Origin of the sequence: uncultured Cohaesibacter sp., assembly GCF_963556055.3 — a bacterium.
Lineage (GTDB): Bacteria > Pseudomonadota > Alphaproteobacteria > Rhizobiales > Cohaesibacteraceae > Cohaesibacter.
In genome coordinates this window covers 51,153-70,158 of sequence record NZ_CAUVYE020000031.1, presented here as the reverse complement: position 1 = coordinate 70,158, position 19,006 = coordinate 51,153, and the positions used below count along the sequence as shown (strand labels likewise).

Annotated in this window: 11 protein-coding genes; 3 read left to right on the top strand and 8 right to left on the bottom strand. The window is 51.1% G+C overall.

Going from position 1 to position 19,006, the window contains the following annotated elements; translation table 11 throughout:
- The first annotated feature begins 288 nt into the window (after nt 1-288).
- Nucleotides 289-2,307 (top strand): tetratricopeptide repeat protein, encoded by a 2,019-nt coding sequence (locus ACHZB8_RS19855; protein ID WP_316862876.1) that lies wholly within the window; start codon nt 289-291, stop codon nt 2,305-2,307.
- Nucleotides 2,308-2,358: 51 nt separating this feature from the next.
- Here ACHZB8_RS19855 and cysN read toward each other — a convergent pair whose 3' ends face one another.
- Both cysN and cysD read right to left on the bottom strand, forming a co-directional pair.
- Entirely contained in the window at nt 2,359-4,263 is a 1,905-nt protein-coding gene (gene cysN / locus ACHZB8_RS19850) for a sulfate adenylyltransferase subunit CysN (protein WP_316862874.1), read from the bottom strand.
- Nucleotides 4,263-5,162 (bottom strand): sulfate adenylyltransferase subunit CysD, encoded by a 900-nt coding sequence (gene cysD / locus ACHZB8_RS19845; protein WP_316862872.1) that lies wholly within the window; start codon nt 5,160-5,162, stop codon nt 4,263-4,265. Before cysD ends, cysN begins: the two co-directional genes overlap by 1 nt.
- Nucleotides 5,163-5,727: 565 nt before the next feature.
- On the opposite strand from cysD, the gene ACHZB8_RS19840 reads away from it, so the two are divergent.
- Complete coding sequence (locus ACHZB8_RS19840) at nt 5,728-8,079, top strand: caspase family protein (protein ID WP_316862871.1); 2,352 nt, start codon at nt 5,728-5,730, stop codon at nt 8,077-8,079.
- Nucleotides 8,080-8,419: 340 nt separating this feature from the next.
- On the opposite strand, the gene ACHZB8_RS19835 is transcribed toward ACHZB8_RS19840, so the two are convergent.
- Genes ACHZB8_RS19835 through ACHZB8_RS19825 form a run of 3 tightly spaced genes read right to left on the bottom strand, consistent with a single transcriptional unit; the run spans nt 8,420 to nt 10,680 of the window.
- On the bottom strand, nt 8,420-9,229 hold the full coding sequence (locus tag ACHZB8_RS19835) for an NAD(P)H-binding protein (protein WP_316862869.1): 810 nt from the start codon (nt 9,227-9,229) through the stop codon (nt 8,420-8,422).
- Nucleotides 9,230-9,256: 27 nt separating this feature from the next.
- Nucleotides 9,257-10,150 carry a DAPG hydrolase family protein gene (locus ACHZB8_RS19830; RefSeq protein ID WP_316862867.1) on the bottom strand — a complete coding sequence of 298 codons (894 nt, stop codon included), beginning with the start codon at nt 10,148-10,150 and terminating at the stop codon, nt 9,257-9,259.
- Between the two features lie 32 nt (nt 10,151-10,182).
- Nucleotides 10,183-10,680, bottom strand: a complete 498-nt coding sequence (locus ACHZB8_RS19825; RefSeq protein WP_316862865.1) for a hypothetical protein — start codon at nt 10,678-10,680, stop codon at nt 10,183-10,185.
- A 336-nt stretch (nt 10,681-11,016) separates the two neighbouring features.
- On the opposite strand from ACHZB8_RS19825, the gene ACHZB8_RS19820 reads away from it, so the two are divergent.
- Complete coding sequence (locus ACHZB8_RS19820; protein WP_316862863.1) at nt 11,017-11,916, top strand: LysR family transcriptional regulator; 900 nt, start codon at nt 11,017-11,019, stop codon at nt 11,914-11,916.
- Between the two features lie 306 nt (nt 11,917-12,222).
- Here ACHZB8_RS19820 and ACHZB8_RS19815 read toward each other — a convergent pair whose 3' ends face one another.
- Genes ACHZB8_RS19815 through ACHZB8_RS19805 form a run of 3 tightly spaced genes read right to left on the bottom strand, consistent with a single transcriptional unit; the run spans nt 12,223 to nt 18,979 of the window.
- Nucleotides 12,223-14,454 (bottom strand): DEAD/DEAH box helicase, encoded by a 2,232-nt coding sequence (locus ACHZB8_RS19815; RefSeq protein ID WP_316862862.1) that lies wholly within the window; start codon nt 14,452-14,454, stop codon nt 12,223-12,225.
- Nucleotides 14,455-14,466: 12 nt separating this feature from the next.
- Complete coding sequence (locus ACHZB8_RS19810) at nt 14,467-15,801, bottom strand: ATP-binding protein (RefSeq protein ID WP_316862860.1); 1,335 nt, start codon at nt 15,799-15,801, stop codon at nt 14,467-14,469.
- A gap of 10 nt (nt 15,802-15,811) precedes the next feature.
- Nucleotides 15,812-18,979: a TerB N-terminal domain-containing protein gene (locus ACHZB8_RS19805; protein ID WP_316862858.1), complete on the bottom strand. Its 3,168-nt coding sequence runs from the start codon at nt 18,977-18,979 to the stop codon at nt 15,812-15,814.
- Between the last annotated feature and the right edge of the window lie 27 nt (nt 18,980-19,006).

The window sequence follows — 19,006 nt, the reverse complement described above, 5'->3', positions numbered from 1 at the left end:
ATCTTGGCTTGGCCGTCCCGTGTCCGGATGGCCAGTCCTGCTGTTGATGTCAGAGAGGTTGTCGTCTCTTTTGCAACCGGCCGACCAGTGCTGTTAAAGTGTTTCTGCAAATGTCTGTCGGTGTCTTTTTAGACATAAAGGCGAGAAAAGTGCGCATATCGGCCTAAACGCTAGTCCAATTGAACACAACAAGGACATTATTGCAGAGTCAATTCCTGCGATCCCGATGAGTCAAGACCCCGCAATCTTGACAGGGGTCAGCATTTTCGAAAAAGGAATTGAGTGTCAATGGCGAAGATCCAAGTCGACAATATTTTAAGAAAAGCAAATTCTCTCGCCAAGAAGGGTAAGTTCGCAGAGGCACGGGAAAACTACGAGCTTGTTCTGCAAGATTATCCCAACAATAAAAGAGCCATGAAAGGTCTGATGGCGTTGGGCAGCCGGGGGGCTAATCTCGGCGAGGGTACGAGTCTGGATCGTGACATCGATCTTCTCAAACAGATGTTTGCTCAAAAGCGGTTCAGGGAAGTCATTCAGGGTGCAAGGTCGATCCTGAAGATCGAGCCCAAGAATTTTCTCGTATCCAATATTCTTGCGCTTGCCTATATGCAGACGGGGCAGTTTGAAGATGCGGTCAAGGCATTCGATAAGGCATTGGCGAGCAAACCTGACCATATTGAAGCACATCTGAACAAGGGACATGCCTGCCAGTTTTTGGGAAAACTCGAAGAGGCCAGACTGTCCTTTGAAAATGCGCTGTCCATCCAGCCGGATCTGGCCCAGGCTCATAACAATATCGGTAACGTCTTGCAGAAGCAGAGAAAGTTTGCAGAGGCGGAGGCTGCTTATCGGAAGGCATTGGAGTTCAAACCCGAGTTTCCCGAGGCTCTTTACAACTTGGGTCATGCTTTGCAAGAGCAACGAAAACTGAGTGAGGCAAGGGATGCCTATGCCAATGCAATAGCGGTTCGCTCGGACATTCCCGAGGCTCATCATGACTTGGGAACGGTTCTTTGCGAGTTGAAGGAATTTGAAGAGGCGGTTTCGTCATTTGAAAAGGCAATCGCGTTGCGGTCCGACTTCTTCGTGGCGCATAACAGTCTTGGCCATGCCTATTTCGAACTTGAAGACTTTCAGAATGCGATCGAGTCTTGCAACAAGGCGCTATCGATCAGGCCAGACTATGCAAAGGCTTACAGCAATCTTGGCATTATCAATGAGACGCTTGGCAATAAAGAGCAGGCTCTCGAGGCCTTTCGCAAAGCGCTTTCTCTCAAGCCCGATTATGCCGAAGTTCATTTCGGCATCAGTCGGCTCACCAGATATACTCCTCAGGATCCTCAAATCGTGCAGGTTGAGCAGTTCCTCAAGGATCCCAACCAGTCGCTAGAAGCCAGATGCCTCTTGCACTACACCTCGGCGAAAATGTGCGAGGATATCGGTAATCTGGAATGTGCTCTGAAAAACTACATAGCTGGCGGGCACCTGAGACAAAAGCAGCTTGGTTATGATTTCAGGCGAAATGAAGAGACATTTTCAAATATCGAAAAGGCGGCCCCGTCCATCAAGGAGTCAACCTTGCAAATCGGCCCTGCTGACCGATCCGTTACGCCGATTTTCATTCTTGGTATGCCGCGATCCGGCACAACACTCGTTGAGCAGATCATTTCGAGCCATTCTCTGGTCAAGGGAGCCGGGGAATTGGAGTTTGTCTCCAAATTCGGCAAGAAATTGAGTTTGGGAACGGAGGCTGCGAGCCCCGAAGCGCTCCATGCATTCAGGCAAAATTATCTCAACGCGATAAAAGGGCTGTCGAAAGGCGCACCCTTCGTCACTGACAAGATGCCCCACAATTTTCTGCATATCGGTCTTATTCTTGCTGCGCTGCCCGAGGCGCGCATTCTTCATATCAAGCGGGATGCAGCGGCGATTTGCTGGTCGAACTTCAAATCCTATTTTGTGGCAAACGGACTGGGATACAGCTACGATCTGGAGAGCACGGTGAAATATTACGGGCTTTATGAAAAGCTGATGGCTTACTGGAAAGAGATGTTCGGGGACCAGATTTTCGAGGTCGACTATGATGCGCTGACCGATGATCAGGAAAAGGAAACGAGACGCCTTATCAAGCATTTGCAGCTTGATTGGGAAAGCTCTTGCTTGTCTCCGCATAAAAACAAACGTGTGGTGCGCACTGTCTCGAACCAGCAGGTGAGAGAAAAGGTCTATAAAGGGAGCTCGCAGTCATGGCGCAAGTTCGAGCCATTGCTTGAGGGCATATTCGAGACCTTGCCCAAGGCTGCTTGAGGCGGCAGCCCCTGTGTGAAAGAGGGCCGGACAAGGCCCTCTTGGCAGATATCATCCAGCTGTTTCCATCAGGTAGGCCACAATCTTGGCCGCAGCCTCTTCGGCAGAGATTTCATCGGTCTTGAGGTGGATGTCAGGGTCAAGTGGCGCTTCGTACGGGGCGTCTATGCCAGTGAAATTCTTGATCGCGCCAGATCGTGCCTTGGCATAGAGGCCTTTTACGTCTCTGGCTTCACAGATCTCCAAAGGCGTATCGACAAAGATCTCGACAAATTCACCTTCCTCAAGCATTTCCCGAGCGAGCTGACGCTCGGCTCTGTAAGGGGAGATGAAGGCGGACAGAACAATCAGACCGGCATCAACCATCAGTTTTGAAACCTCGCCGACGCGGCGAATATTCTCGACCCGATCAATATCGGTAAAGCCAAGATCTCGGTTAAGGCCGTGCCTCACATTGTCGCCATCAAGCAGATAAGTGTGCTTCCCTTCTTGATGCAGCAGCTTCTCAACCAGGTTGGCGATTGTCGATTTGCCAGATCCTGAAAGACCGGTGAACCAGAGTAGTCTGGGCCGTTGCCCCAAGGCTTTCGATCTGGCGAACTTGTCGACATCCACGGATTGCCAGTGAATATTGTCGGCGCGGCGCAAACCAAAGCGAACAAGGCCGGCAGCTACCGTCTGGTTGGAGAAACGGTCAATCAGGATGAATGACCCTGTATTCCGATTTTCCTCGTAGGCATCCATGGCCAAGGGTTCGGCAAAGGACAGGTTACACAAACCGATTTCATTCATTTCCAGCGCTTTGCCTGCTGTTCGTGAGGAGAAGTCGTTGACGTCGAGTTTGTGTTTCAGCGCCGTCACAGTTGCCTGCACCTGCTGGGTTCCCATTTTGACAAGATAGGGGCGTCCGACCAGGAGCCGCGCGTTGTCCATCCAGATGAGATGGGCCGAGATCTGATCTGTTACGCATGGGCGTTGTTTACTGGCAGAAAGCATATCCCCTCTGGAAATATCGATTTCGTCTTCCAGGGTGAGTGTGACGGCTTGGCCTGCTTCGAGTTCTTCAAGGTCACCGTCCATGGTGACAATGGATTTGATCCGTGATGTCTTGCCCGATTTGGCAACAACCAGCTCGTCGCCAACGCGGGCGTGGCCTGATGCGACGGTGCCCGAGAATCCACGGAAGTTGAGATTGGGACGATTGACCCACTGAACCGGGAAGCGGAAAGGCAGGGCACGGTCTGCTTTCGCGACATCGATGGTTTCAAGATAGCTCATGAGGCTTGGACCCTGATACCAGGCCATGTTGTTGCTTTGGACAACGACATTGTCGCCAAAACGTGCCGATATCGGAATGGCCATGATGCTGTCGAAATCAAAGCTTTCGGCGAGCGCCTGATAGTCGGAGAGAATCCCGTCAAAGGTCGCTTGGGAATAGTCCACCAGATCCATCTTGTTGATTGCCAACACGACATGGCGTACACCAAGAAGAGAGTTGATGAAACTGTGGCGGCGGGTTTGGGTCAAAACCCCTTTGCGGGCATCTATAAGGATGACGGCCAGATCGCAGTTTGAAGCGCCGGTTGCCATGTTGCGGGTATATTGCTCATGGCCGGGGGTGTCGGCGACAACGAATTTGCGCTTGTCGGTTGCAAAGAAGCGGTAGGCGACATCAATTGTAATGCCCTGTTCCTGCTCTGCCTGCAAGCCATCGAGCAACAAGGCCAGATCGATATCTTCCCCGGTGGTGCCATGTTTTCTGCTGACGGCTTCAAGTGCCGACATCTGGTCTTCAAAGATGGTCTTGCTGTCATAAAGCAGGCGGCCGATCAGGGTGGATTTGCCATCATCAACGCTGCCGCATGTCAAGAAATGCAGGATATCGCGCTTGTCCTCGCTTTGAGAAAGGCGTCTGCCGTCAGCGGCAGAGATATTTCCAGTTGCGATGTCGGTCATCAGAAATAGCCCTCCCGCTTCTTTTTCTCCATTGAAGCACTGTCATCGTGGTCGATCATGCGACCTTGCCGCTCGGATGTCCGGGCCACCAGCATTTCCTCAAAGATCGCTTCGAGAGTTGTGGCCGGGCTTTCAATGGCACCGGTGAGGGGGTAGCAACCAAGTGTGCGGAAGCGCACCAGCTTCATTTGCGGGACTTCATTATCTTTCAGTGGCAGGCGGTCATCATCAACCATGATCAGGGTGCCGTCCCGTTCAACGACAGGGCGTTCCTTGGCAAAATAGAGCGGAACAATGGGGATCTTCTCCAGCATGATATATTGCCAGATGTCCTGTTCGGTCCAATTGGACAGGGGGAAGACGCGAATGCTTTCTCCGGGTTTGATGCGCGTGTTGAACAGGTTCCAAAGCTCCGGGCGCTGGTTCTTGGGGTCCCAGCCGTGATTGGCTGTCCGGAAGGAGAATATGCGTTCCTTTGCCCGGCTCTTCTCCTCATCGCGCCGCGCTCCGCCAAAGGCAGCATCGAATTTGTGAGCAGTCAGCGCCTCCTTGAGAGCGTCTGTCTTCATGATTTGAGTGTAGAGCGAAGAGCCGTGAGTGAAGGGATTCACATTATGCGCCAACCCGCTTTCGTTGGTGTGAACAATCAGATCGAGCTCATAGTCCTTGGCCATCTTGTCGCGAAACTCGATCATTTCGCGAAATTTCCAGCTTGTATCGATATGCATGAGCGGGAAGGGCAAACGGGAGGGGTAGAAGGCTTTGCGGGCAAGATGCAGCATCACTGCGCTATCCTTGCCGATCGAGTAGAGCATAACTGGATTCTGAAATTCAGAGGCTACTTCTCTGATGATGTGGATGCTTTCATATTCGAGGGCTTTTAAATGAGTGAAGCTCATATTGATTTCAGTTTGTTAGAACGATCAGGAGACAGAAACATTCATGCGCCGAGACTGAGAGGATTGAATGGATCTGATTGCGTGGGCGGCGGCCCGATAGTTACGAAGCAGAATTGTGTTCTATTGATGTTGAAGCAATTATTCTGGCGGTTGTGTCGGATCTATTGAACAAGCAATTGGGTTTGGCAGTCTAGGTATAAGTTTTTACCCTTGTATATTCTACCAAATAGCGATGGGGAAAAAGGCAACCAAACGCGGGGACCAAGCCCTTCCTACCTTCGTGTGGCAGGTCTTGCAGGCAGCGCTTTCTATGCTGGGCATATATTGAGTTTATCGCAATATTGTAAGTAATAGTACGAAATTAACGAGTGAAATTAGGCATAGTTTAAAAGAGCCCGAAGGGATGCTCTGTTTTTGGACGAATAGTTGTAGAAAATCGTCCTGTTTAGTGCTTAGCTATTTGAGGTTGCCAAACAATTTTTTGATTGCTCTTGACTGTTTTAGGCGGTGTTACGCTTGATGATCGAAGCCAATTCATTATTCAGGACTCTCAATGGGTGTATTCATGCGTAGTCATTCGGATGATACAGTCGTCATTTCTTTCCCAGACCTTTCTCATCGTGAAGCGTCGGTTCTTGCCATGGAAATGCGGCGGGAGCTGGAAAAGGATCTGCTTGAAGCCGGTGAGCAGGATTTTGCTCTTCGTCTTTATCGCGAAAATCCGAGTGATCAAAGTCTCGGAGCGTCCCTGCTGTTTGGTGGTGCGGGTGTAATTCTTGGAGATTTGGGGTTTGAAGTCATAAAGGGCGCGGCCAACGAAACAGGCCGGGTTCTTGTGAGGAAAATCGAGGCCCTTCTCAAAAAATACAATACCAGAGGACGAATCTGGAAAAGAGACAATCAGGAAATCATTCTTGGGTCACGGCCTGACAATGAGATCAGGCGAATGACGGAGTTGAACGCGCTTGGTGTCGTTATTCTCGGGGCAAGTGAGTTTCCCAACATGCCGGATGATGGGCTTGATAACCCGAATCTGAAAAACTCCGCGGAAGCGGTAAAAAGGCTGTTTTCAGAGAGGTCGGCTCATTCGGTTTTCCAGAAGGTTGAAATCCTTGATCTGTTCAACACCGATCTGAGGGCTGATCGCATTGTCGATCAAATCGAACAGCATGTCGAAGACCATCCCGACATCAATGATCTGATCATCTATTATTGCGGACATGGCACCTATTCGGGCAATAACGATCAGAAATACTGCCTGCTATTGAAGAATAATATCAATAAGAAGGAATCCTTCAGATCCATCGTGATGGAGGATTTCGAGTATCTGATCGATAACTCCAATTTCTGCAACAAGCGTATCTACTTCATTATCGATGCTTGCTATGCGGGTGCCGCAGTAAAACATTTTCAGTTTGTCAGACCCATCCAGATGATCAAGCAGCAGATCGATGCTTTGTTTGTTGCCAAGGGCCGAGCAATTCTCGCCGCCGCCAGCAAGGAAAAAGCCGCTGTGGGTGATGATGGGAGCGGGTTGACGATGTTCACCGGCGCGATGATCGCCGTTCTTTCAGGCGAGTCGGGCCATCCGCCTGCTTATCTCTCGCTTGAAGACCTGCACAAGGAAATAACGGACTATATTGGCCTCAGATACAAGCGCAGGGACGGGGTGGTTCCCGAATGCCACACGCCGGGCAATGTGACGGAGCATATTTCAAGAACTCCGATTTTTGTCGCAGGCAATCAGCTGCCGCCAATCTTGCCGGAAAAGAGTGATCTCCCCAGTCAAGCACAGGATGACCCAGTTTTCACAAAGAGCGATGGTGAACAGGATAGTCCTGACGATCTGGTAAAAAGGCAAAAGGAAGCAGAAAAGCTCTTCAAATGGGGTGAACAATATTATCTCGGCAAGGGCATCTATGAAGAAGATCACAAGGAAACTCTGCGTTTTTTCAAACGTTCAGCAGAACTCGGCCATGCCCCGGCTCAGTATTATCTTGGGATGATGCATGAACATGGGCATGGTGGCCTTGAAGCAGACGATGGCGAGGCGACCCGGTTTTATATGCTCGCAGCCGATCAGGGATATGCGGATGCTCAGAATAATCTGGGTGTGTGGTATTATACCGGCGCTGGTAGTCTGGAAAAGGACGAAGCAAAGGCGGTGCAATTATTCTCGCTTGCTGCGGAGCAGGGGCAGAGCGGTGCTCAATTCAATCTGGGCTTCATGTATGAGCATGGTGAGGGTGGGCTCGAGCTTGATGCTGTCAAGGCCGCTTATTGCTACCGTCTGGCAGCCGATCAGGGACTTGCGGATGCGCAATATCGCCTTGGTCTGATGTATGAAAAAGGCGAGGGAGGGCTGGTCAAGGACGAGACGGAGGCTCAACGCCTGAAAAGGCTTGCTCTTGATCAAGGCTATCAGATTGTCGGAGACGGGGAGAGCATCGCTACGCAAGATGATGCAACTGGATCGGCCAGTGACGGTGAACATGAAGAGCAGATATTCAGGCGTATTGTCGAGCAGGGGACTGCCGAAGAGCAAACCAATCTGGGCTACAACTATTATGTTGGTGGTGGCGGTCTTGAAGAAGACATGGCAAAAGCAGCTCAATTGTTCATGCTTGCAGCTGATCAGGGACAAGCAGAAGCGCAGTTTGATCTTGGTTTCATGTATGAGCATGGTCGGGGTGGATTGAATAAGGATTTCAACAAGGCTGCGCATTATTACGGGCTCGCTGCCGCGCAAGGGGACAAGGACGCGCAGCATAATCTTGATCTCATGCATGAAAATGGCTACGTCGGCCAACCGAGATCACAAAAGAATGCCTCTCCTTTCCGCTATAACGTTGCCTTGCTCATCTTCCTTTTGTTTGCAGTCATTTTTATCGTTGGACAAGTGACGGGCTCGAAGTGATGTTTGCCGATGTGACAGATCTCCACCCTTTCTGCTGATGTGATCCGGCGGATTTTCATCAAGGCAAGGTCCGGGGTCTCAGGACCGTTGCGCTTCCTCACGCCGTGAGATTTTCAGCAAAATGACTGGCAATGTCATGGGTGCCCGCTCGGCGCAAATCGAGCTTGAAGATGGAGATGATCTGAAGGCGGGTCTGGCTCAGGCGCTTCAGAAGATCCGCGAGGCCTGATATCTGGAACAGGAATGTGAAAGGACATTTGTGAGCCGGCGTCATGCCGACGCCGGCTCGCTTCTGTTCTACGGGGGTCCGCATGCCCGGAACGCGCGTTGTCCCATATGATCAATCGATCTGGGTGCCATAAACTGTCCAATGCTTATGGACAAGAGCCTGATTTTCAACTTCGTCGGCCAGCGCCAAAGCCAGGTCGGGAACGGCAATGCCGGTCGGGACACCATTTTCGAATATCATATAATCGACGCTGAGTTCGTACTTTCCGCTCCCGGTGCCTGGGCGATAAAGCCATGGTGGCGAGAGGAAACTCCATGTGAAATCACTGCGCCCTTCGAATAGATCCAGCGCTATGCGACACCCTTCAAGCAGAGGGACCTGCTTCCAGTTCTTGACGCAGTCTTCGAGGACTTGATCGGATTGCCCCGGTTTGATTTCTCCGCTCTCCTTGCGTGCGGCGGCATCATAGAAGAAGCTTTCGCCGGTGATGTCGCCCAGCCAGCGTAGATGAACGGCGGGTTGGACGCCGAAATACCAGCGCGGGAAGCGAGGATCGTCAAACATCTGAAGTCCGGGTTTGACAAACAGGCTGGCTGCGCCTCCGACATACATCAGATATTTGCCCTTGGCATCGCGGAATGCCTTGATGATGCGGCGCGTTCCTTCTGCCTGACGGTAATAGACCTTCAGATCGACCTCGTGACCGCCGGAAAAGATTGAGACAACCACATCGTGCCCTTTGAGCTTTTCGGTCAGATCGGGCACATCGAATATGTCGGCCCGGACGCTGGTCAGGCCATTGCGGGAGGGGACCTTTTCGGCATCAAGTGACAGGCCCGTCACTTCATGACCGCGAGACAATAGCTGTTGGGTGAGAGCAGACCCACCCATGCCAGTATGACCGATAACGGCAACTTTCATGTTTTTTCTCCAAGCGTTGATCGTGTTCTATGCGATGGGACCGGCGCCGAGTTCCGCATGGATGCGGGGCAGCATTTCACCAAGACGGGTAAATTCGTGTACGCAATGTTCGGCAAGACCCTTGATGACAAATGGAGGAATGGCAATGCCCGGTGGGAGCATCAGTTCAGGTCTCTTGTCCTTGATGAGATAGCCGAGCCAGAAGCGGGTGCGATGCTCCAGTCCGCCATCCTTTTCTCTGAAGGTGTGGCACATGATGGCTGGGGCTGGTATTGTGTCTTTCTTTCTGATGACAGGGGCGCTGAGACCGAAGCCACCGGCAAAAGACGCGATGTTGGGGCGCTTGAAGCGCGACATGTCAAAGCCCATGTCTTCGGGCGATAGAAAATGAATCGCGATATTTTCCATGCCGCAGCCAGTATTTTCTGTGACATGATGAACGCATCCCTGATTTCGCTCGGACAGGGGAATGCTTGCATCCATCAGGCGGGCACGGTCTTGGGGTGAGATCTTGGTGCCTGCATGATAGTCCGGATACCAGATACGATAGCGCAGATCTTGCATTGGATGCCAGGCGAACCACCAATCGAACATCTCGGCGGTTGCATTGGGATAGAACATCCTGTTTGCAATGAAGCCTGCGCCATTTTCCAGATTGCACCAACCCGTTTCGGTTTCCAGATAACCGGGATCGAGAAGGTCGTTAAGCTGTTCGGGACCGATTGCCTTTGCCGGATCGCAAGGCTCGGCCATCATGGCCAAATGCTCGGGGTCCGGTGTTGGAATCGTCTCGTGAAAATATTTGGCCAAAGGTCCGGCTTCTTCTTCAACAGTGAGAGCCGGCAAGGAGGCTTTCTCGGGTGTCAGCGCCAGATAGGCTTCCAGATCAAAGTCCTGTTGCGGTTGTGCGTGTTGCGTCATTTTATAACCTCTTTTTCGGAAACACTGTTTCGTTACGAGCTCGCCTGAGCAGCCAACTCAATGGTTTGGTGGGTTAATCTTTCCAGTGTGATGGTGAGCGGGGCTACAATCAGCCCAAGGATTGTTGCGTCCACACACATCAGCAGAATGATGCTCGAGCGGGCTGTCATGTCAGGGAAATAGGCATGAGCAAGGAACCCGGCGATCGGGACCATCACAAGAGTTGTGATCAAGCCAATTCCAAGAGATCGAACCAGACAGTTGTGCCGGGGGATTGCGACGGATCCGGATTTCGGTGGAATGACGCCTGACCTTATTGCCTTGCGCGTCAGAAAGGTGCCGACAAGCGCAATCAGAAATGCTGGCATGAATGTGCCGGGGATGAATTCGATCATTGCCCCTGACGTCGTTTCGAATGGTGCGCCGTGTGTGCCGCCCGATGTCTGGCCAAACGCGATGCCGAAGGCGATGGCAATATTTGCGATTGTCGGAATAATCGTGTCCCGTAAATAGAAAAACTTCAGATTCACTCGATCCTCCCAAATCTCGAGTTGTTTTTCATTGATGGGAAAATCACTCTCCAGATCTCGGTGTCATCATGCCCCCTTTTGGGCGCAAACCTCCCCTCCACCGAATACGGATAAGGTATCGGAGTGAAACAGGCTCAAGATGATGTCTTGTTGATCCTCCCAGATCCTCCGATCTCCCGATCGAAGACGGTTTGCACGCCAAGGATAAAGCGCCAGAGACATGCAAAAATGGACAGAACTTCTTGCAAACTTCTTCCTTTTTCCGCTGTTTGACTGTAAGTCTTTCAGGAATGAAGATCCAACAAGTGCAAGTCATATAGACAATCAGTCAGACTGATGGAAAAGATAGATCTCAATCTTTTGCGGAGCTTGCAGGCTCTGCTTCAGACCAGCAATGTTACTCAAGCTGCCGAGAGTCTTTCTCTCAGCCAGTCTGCGATGAGTTACAATCTGGCGCGTCTGCGGACCTTGCTGGGAGATGAGATCCTGACCCGGCAGGGCGTGCATATGGTCAAGACACCTTATGCTCAAAGCCTTCAGGAGCCGCTGGGTTCTATTCTCTCGCAGATTGACGAGTTGTTCAGAAAAGACGTGCCTTTCGATCTGTCTCAGTGCGCGGAGACCTTTTCAATCGCTCTTCCAGACGTCGGAGAGGCGGATTTTGCTCCCATGCTTCTGCTCAAAGTGAGACAGGAAGCGCCAAACCTGAAACTCAAACTCATTCCCATCGGGTCGCTGAATATTCAGGATTCCCTTGATGATGGCACCATTCATCTCGCTATTGGCGCTTATCTGGAGGGGAGAGCGCATCACAAACGCAGGCTCTTGTTTTATGAGCAGTTTCTTAGTCTCTATAATCCCGATCTGATCGATCGGGCAAACATGAAAGAGTTGAAGAGCTGGCAGGCTCTGCCTCACATCGTTGTGACTGAAAGCAAGGGCGAGCCGGACCCCTTGCGGTTGGCACTGGGGCGTGAGGAGCAGAAGATAAATGTTGTGGCGACTTCTTCCAGGATCATGCTTTTCCCCCTGTTGCTGAAGGATGCGCCTCTGGTTGCTACGCTTCCGGAGAGCCTGGCAACGCGCTTTGCAAAAATGTATGGACTGGAAACGGCGAAGCCTCCTGTTGAAATGAAGGAAGTGCCAATCATGCTGCTGTGGCATCAATCCTATGACACCTCTCCAGCGCACACTTGGCTGCGAAAGACAATCTGCGACTCGTTCAGGCCCTCGTGATCATTCTCTCAAGTCCCTCTCGGGTCAGGAAATCAATCGGTATGCAAGGCTCATGAAGGCGAAAACTACAGACGGGTTTATATTTCCACTTCTCAGAGCCAAGATCTTTGCCCGAGCAAACTATGAGATATTGGCGCACCCGGGAGGATTCGAACCTGTGGCCTCTGCCTTCGGAATGGACGACTTGCCCGCACCATTTCTGCCGTTTAGCGCAGTATGGGAGCCAAAGGAGACTGGGACGTTACAAAGTGATCAAAAAGTCTATATTTGTACCTGTTCAGATTGCATTTTGATCTCTCCTTGCTTTCAAGCATCCTCGATGATTTCCTGCGCTAACGGAGCTAACGCGCTTTGATCAAGCTTGTTGGACAAGGCATCGAGGCGCAGCAACTCCTCAGTAAGAAAAGGATGGAATTTTTCAAACATCAGGTTGGAATCTTCGCTGAACATGTTGTTATGACGACCATCAGCTATCTGACATAATCCATCTTCAATTGTCAGATTATCTGGGTTGCTGGATACCTCTATCATGCCATCATAGAGAGATGTCTTGAAGCCAAGGGTCTGGAGTGCCAAGGCCAGGCTACAGGTCTTGACCGTGCCGCGCCAGGTTGAGAGGATGTGACTACCATCAGCTTGAGAGATAAGCCTGGATTTATCGAGCCGGTAGCTCTGATAGTTGGAACGGGCTTCTTCCAATAGAGCGACGGCAGTCTTGTCTAGATATTGCGGGACAAAGCTATCTGCAAGCACAAACCGCATCTTGCTGACGACCTTGTCATCTATCAGTCCCGGATCGCCACCGAATTTTGGAGGCGTGCCAGATTGTGACGGTATAACGAGAATGGCCCGGCTGGTTATATCGATCTCAATCACTTCCCAGCGACGGCCAGCAAATATCAACTGAGATCCTTTGTTCAGGACCATGTCCACCGGCAAAGTGCCGATTTCCTTACCGTCATGCAAGAGGCGATATTCCTCAGGCGTTTTGAACACTGCATAGAAACTATAATGCTCAACGAGCTTTTCACCCTTTGGCCCTAATAGCAGCAAGTCACCATCGGCCTGTTCGATGAGTCCAATCTCTGGATCTCCAAGAGAACGCAGCAACTTGCCAAACAAGTCCGGACTTACCTTTCGAAAGGGTCCTTTTTGACAAAGCGTGATGTAAAGCCTTTTCGCCGATGCTCCTCCTCGTTCAGCGATGATAGATAATGTCTGATGAACCAGGGTGGACAGATGCAGCGCTTCCTGACTTGGCGGCTCGCACCAACGATTAAGTAGTAATTCGATCATTGCAATCGCACGTAATAGATTTAGCCGCAGGCGATCTGCGATATGACTTCCCGGCGAAAGATAGTCTTCAATTGCATATTGCCGCAAGATAGCTGGTTGCCCGGCCCGGCGGCCGGAGCGGCCCAGCCTCTGCCGCAAGGATGCGACAGTGAAGGGAGCACCGATCTGGCCGACACAGTTTACATCGCCAATATCGATGCCAAGTTCGAGTGTCGAGGTGCAGATGGCGGTCGTAGGACAATTTCCCTTGCTTAATCTGTCCTCGACAAAGCTACGCTCATATCGCGAGAGATTGGCATGGTGAGCATAAAATTCCTGTGGCAGGTGTTCATTATCGCATTTGTTGCGCAAAAGGTCGGCATAAAGTTCAACGCGATTGCGTGCTCCGGCAAAAACCAAGTTGCGCTTGCCACGCATTTTCTCGAAAATGTGCTCTGCAATTGCCCTATCGGCGGCATGCTCATCTTGCTCGGTATCGTTCTCATTCCTTGTCCATTCACAACCATCGGTCGTTTTCTTGTTTTCGGGAAATTGCATGGAGCCTTGAACATAACCACGTAATTGCAATAGCAATTCCGAACTATCATTTTGACCTTCAACGAGTTGTACTTGCTCGGGCTTGTTTGGGCAGAGATAGGTGCGGGCTAGATCCATATCGCCCAGTGTCGCAGACAGGCCCAAACGACGGATGGGATGACCTACAGCCAGTTCCATTCTGTTCATCAAAGAACGCAGATGCACACCTCTTTCATTATCGAGTAGAGAATGCAACTCATCGATGATAATCGCTCGAGTCTGGGAAAAATACACAGGAACCTGCAATCCATTTCGAATGAACATCGCTTCCAGTGATTCTGGCGTGATCAGCAGAATTCCCTTTGGCTTCTTCCTTGCACGAGCCTTTATCGAGGCAGAAACATCGCCGTGCCATGGTGTTATGGCGAGTGAAGCGTGCTGGCAAATATCTTCCATTCGCCTTGCCTGATCCGTTATTAATGCCTTGAGAGGGCCGATATAGACCAGATCGAAACCTGACTCTGAGGGGCTTTGTAAAACCTGCGAAATGAGCGGCAGGAAGGCAGCCTCGGTTTTGCCCCCGGCTGTACCGGCTGCGATGATCAGATCAGCTTCACTTCCAAAGATGGCGTTGATCGCCTCAGCCTGAATAGGGCGCAATGCGGTCCAGTTTCTTCCCCTGATCCATTTCTGGATGGGCCTTGCCAGGCGATCAAACTCGTTCATCGGGCAGCATTCCTAAAGTCGAAATGAAGCAAGATCGTCGTTTTCCTCCAACACTCTGATGGGTTCTTTGGAACTGCCTGCTTCATACTCGTCGAGTATGTCACTCAGGTCGTCTCCGCCATCGGGAGCGACGTCAACGTTGTCGATAAGATCTGCCCAATTAGTTCCGGGATTTTGCTCAAGAATCGAGAGAAGATTGACAAAGGCGGTAACTGTATTGCGCGGGGTTTTGAAGTAGGCTTCTCCGACGCGATTAGCACAGTGTTGCATGAAGCTGACCAAGGCTTCATCTGGTATCTGTCTATCTGGCTCCTGCATAACAGCACGAATATTTTCCAGTAGCACATGCATGTCTTCAGGGGTCAGATTGGCCAGCTTGATGACCGGCCCAGACAAATCCACCAGACCTTCTCTTGCAAATTGATTCTCGGCCAATCGGGATTGCAGCGCCTCATAGGAATAGAGCCCGCGGCGTGTATTGAGCAAGAAATCCGGGGTTCCCCCCATCAGAAAGCCAAGATGGCTGGCAGTGCCCTGTAGAACATCGTTCAGAATCCGGAGGATCTGTTCATAGTTGGAGTTGCGCGCTTGGCTGGAGGTAAGCTTATAGAGATTGACCATTTCATCGAGCGAAACCAGCAGGCCCTTGTAACCGGCGGCTCCGACAAAGGCGGACATAAGCTTGAGATGGTCGTAGACATTTCTATCATCGACTATCGTACGAACGCCGAGTGCCTTGCGGGCATCGGTCCTGGTCGCAAATTCTCCGCGCAACCATCGCAAACAGGAAGACTTGAGATCGTCATCACCTGCTTCAAAGGCATCCCAATAGCGATGGACCACCTGCGCAAATTCAAAGCCGCCCGTCATCTCTTCAAAATATTCCAGGCGGGATCTGATGACCTCACCAGTAGGACAGTCCTTCTCCTCTGCTTCTCTATTGGCTTGACTGACAAAACGTTCCACCACGCTGGCCATGGCTCCCCCTTCGGGTTTGGTGCGGGTAGACAGATTACGCGCCATTTCAGCATAAAGGCCCCGCGCTTGTCCGCCCGAAGCATGTAAGCGTCGATCAGGGGCAAGGTCGGCTGACATGACGACCAATCCTTTTTCCAGCGCAATCAAACGTACCAAATTGAGGAAAAATGTCTTGCCTGAGCCATAATCACCGATGATGAAGCGGATAGCTGCCCCTCCTTCAGAGATCCGGTCGATATCCTTGACCAGTTCTGCGATCTCAGCAGCGCGTCCCACCTGGATGTGCTGCAGACCGAGTTTTGGCACGACGCCAGCGCGTAAGGCCTGAATTATTGTATCCCGTTCCCGTCTTTTGATCGCCCTTTTCATTCTAGATCCCTCAAGCTTGTTTGATTGTCAGAAGCGCGGCGATGTCGCCGTTGATTTCATAGCATTCATCTTCTTCGATCAGCATGTCGTCATGCTGCTCAAAAGCCCATTCATTGATGATTTCAAGACAACCTGCCGCCATTAGTCCGAAGCGTGTAGCCAGTTGCTCAAATTCTGCCTGTGCCCATTCTTCTCGTTCGATAAGAGCTGACACCATGCCGGAGTGTTTCTCATCAAGGCCGGAAAAAGCATGTGCAGTCACAATCTTGTCTGCCTCAGCCTCTGCATATTCATCGTCGTCATCGCAAAAGATTGAACCGAGTAGTTGAGATACGCGAGCTGTATCTTTCCGTCTTGCTTCCAGCCGCGCAAGGTCGAGACCATTGGCATGCGGAGGTTGCTGCGGGATGGCTTCCGGGGGGATCGTGACGCCTTCCTCAATTTCCTCGGCCGCGCGAACCATAACTGGATCGTCAGTTATCGGCGGAGAGATAGCATGGTCATGTAGACGGGAATAAAGGCCCGCAGTCGATAGATCGAGAATCTTGTAAAGCTTCTCGATCTGGCTGACTTCTTGACCCTGAATAACACCATCGGCACCAGCCATCCTTAATGCCATGTCGGCAAAGGCCTGCTTTTGCTCGTCTCCTGCCTGTCTCAATTTGCCGCGTAATTGTTGCAGATTGAGGGGCACGGAAAGGAACCATGACAGATTGGCGGAAAGGCGGAGTCGATCGGCGTCCGACAGCACTTCATTGCTGTCTATGGCATGTTGTAACGCCCGGCTTTCTTCCTCGCTTACCGTTCCGTCGGCCTGGGCGATAAAGGTGCCCAGGGCAACTTCCAACAAGGCAAGTTGATAGGCATCGGAATGCCGGGCAACTTGACGTTCCCCTTGTGGCAACAAGAAAAGGATGACCGGATCCTCAATGCGAGGACCGCGCAGAGCAAATCGAGGGTCTGGGGCGAGACCGATCCCAGCCATGGCCAATGCATCAGCGGCATCAGTCAAACTCCGTTTTGTGGTCTTCTCTGGTGCCTGTCCTTCCAATTTCTCAAGAAGGTCGGCCACAGGCATCAGTCCATTTCCTTGCAGAACTGGATCGGCCCATGCCTTGAGGTTGTCCAATTCCTGACTTTGGAACTGATTTCGTAAAACTTGAGGAAGAAGGGTATGCCCGCGAATGCTTCCCCTGCCGACCTCATCCGTTCCAAGAAAGCGGCTATATTTGTCCAACGCATTCATAGCTTCATCAGCTATGAGCTGTAGGTCCTCGATAGGTTTGGTTAGACCACCAATATCCGGCAGATCTCCTATCCGATCAGAGATTTGCCGGCTGAACTCACCTGAGGCGGCGTTGTAACTTATTTTGAGTTTCTTGCGCGGTTTGCGCAATGTCATCCCATTGGGATATCTATCTGCAAACAAGCATTCAAACAGAGCCTTGAATTCTTTGGCACAGCGCCTTGCCGGGGTTCGCATACGACGGTTGGGGTGATGTCGGAGCCATAGAAAGGCATCTTCGGCACCGAGGGGCTGGTCGTTGACAAGTTTACGGCCGATATGAAGGTTCACTGAGATTGGCAGCTCAGAGGTCCAGCCCGGTTCGTCCGGTAGCTTCAAGTGATCTGGATCGAATACAAGATTTGCGAGCTCCAGAAAATTGTCCAGATAGCGTTCGACCGATCGATAATCGCCATAAACGGTCTTGAGACGATCGACTTCTGCGATAATTTGTCTTTGCTCTTCCCTATCTGGATCGTCGTCGAAAAACCTCTCTTCCAAACCATAAAAATAGAGGAACATGTAACCAGGATCATATGAGGGGTCGCAACGCCCAAGAGCCAGCCAGTCAAGATAGGTCGCGCGCACCGTGGCATTGACCTCGCTATAGCTCGGCCAATAGGGCAGATGAATTCCTTCCTTGTCCGAGCCTTGTTTGGCAACATTGAGGGAGGGATATATATAGGATTTGCGCCTCTCTCCTTTTGATGGCACCGGTCCGATATAGACCATGCCACCAATCTCGCGTCCGGCAACTTGAACACTTTCACTAGCCGCCATCCAGCCCTTTCGTTGGCCAGATCCAAACAGGCCGGCCTTGGTCGTTCTTGGTGCTGCCTCTGCCGTACGGGATGCGCTGATAGATTTTTGTTGGTTCTTTGCTCCCTTTTCGCGATGTCTTGCTAATGACTTTGTAATCGCGCGAGTTTGCTCCCTGTCTCTGGATAGCGCCACAGATTCAGACGAGGACCGAATCTCAATGGATATTCCCAACTTGGTATCTTCATTCTCGCCTTTGAACTGGTTCATGTTATCGTCATTGATTTTACCGTCTCCCACATCTGACAGCAGGCGTTTGAGCATCTTGGTAGCCATACGATAACACCAGCGGATGATGAAGAAACACAACCCCAGAAGAACAAGAAGGAAGGTAAAACCCAACCATGCGCTTCCTCCTTCCTCACTCTTGCTCCTATTTGAAGCTGGCTTCAAATCAGAAGGGCTTTCGCTTTGATGTATTTGTTGGGATTTTTCTGTGGCTTGAATAATTGGCTCTGCTGAGGGCTCGGTTCTCCGATCTGGAAGACCTTGCTCAACAGTCCATGATTGGGGAGCCTCGTCCTTTTTTTCTTCTTCATGACTGAGAGGGACCGATGGTGTAATCAATCCATCAGATTGTGTAGACACTGGCCTTGCTCGAGGCACTGGCATCTGAGACTTGCTTTCTTGCGGCAATTGATCAGGTTTCAGATCATCTAATGATCGCGCTTCGATTTGTTTAGTCGCCTGGGGCGTTTGTTCTTGTCCTTTATTCTTTGTATGTGAAAACGAAGTTGCCTCTTTCCTTGCCGCGCGCAAGATCAGTTCATCTATCGCCTGTAATGTTGAATTGTCGGCTTTGCCCGTGACTTCAAGACCATTTGCCCTTTGGAAATCCAGTAAAGCACGGCGGGTACGAGTACCGTAAAGGCCATCTATCGGGCCGGGCTCGTATCCTTCGCTGGCGAGAAAGGTCTGAACCTTGATCAAAGCTGGCGTCTGAGAAAATCCAACTGAAACGTAAGTTGCCAGCAAGCAAAGTGCAAAAAATACAATACGGCAGGAATGACACCGCAAAACATGAGAACTGGTCCCGAACCTTTTTCTACACTGGCTTCCTGATGATCTTCCCATGTTTTCCTCGCATGAGATCTCCTCGTT

Excerpts from the sequence above, each read along its gene's own strand:
- ACHZB8_RS19855 (WP_316862876.1), top strand. The coding sequence starts at position 289 with ATGGCGAAGATCCAAGTCGACAATATTTTAAGAAAAGCAAATTCTCTC.
- cysN (WP_316862874.1), bottom strand. The coding sequence starts at position 4,263 with ATGACCGACATCGCAACTGGAAATATCTCTGCCGCTGACGGCAGACGC.
- cysD (WP_316862872.1), bottom strand. The coding sequence starts at position 5,162 with ATGAGCTTCACTCATTTAAAAGCCCTCGAATATGAAAGCATCCACATC.
- ACHZB8_RS19840 (WP_316862871.1), top strand. The coding sequence starts at position 5,728 with ATGCGTAGTCATTCGGATGATACAGTCGTCATTTCTTTCCCAGACCTT.
- ACHZB8_RS19835 (WP_316862869.1), bottom strand. The coding sequence starts at position 9,229 with ATGAAAGTTGCCGTTATCGGTCATACTGGCATGGGTGGGTCTGCTCTC.
- ACHZB8_RS19830 (WP_316862867.1), bottom strand. The coding sequence starts at position 10,150 with ATGACGCAACACGCACAACCGCAACAGGACTTTGATCTGGAAGCCTAT.
- ACHZB8_RS19820 (WP_316862863.1), top strand. The coding sequence starts at position 11,017 with ATGGAAAAGATAGATCTCAATCTTTTGCGGAGCTTGCAGGCTCTGCTT.
- ACHZB8_RS19815 (WP_316862862.1), bottom strand. The coding sequence starts at position 14,454 with ATGAACGAGTTTGATCGCCTGGCAAGGCCCATCCAGAAATGGATCAGG.
- ACHZB8_RS19810 (WP_316862860.1), bottom strand. The coding sequence starts at position 15,801 with ATGAAAAGGGCGATCAAAAGACGGGAACGGGATACAATAATTCAGGCC.
- ACHZB8_RS19805 (WP_316862858.1), bottom strand. The coding sequence starts at position 18,979 with ATGGGAAGATCATCAGGAAGCCAGTGTAGAAAAAGGTTCGGGACCAGT.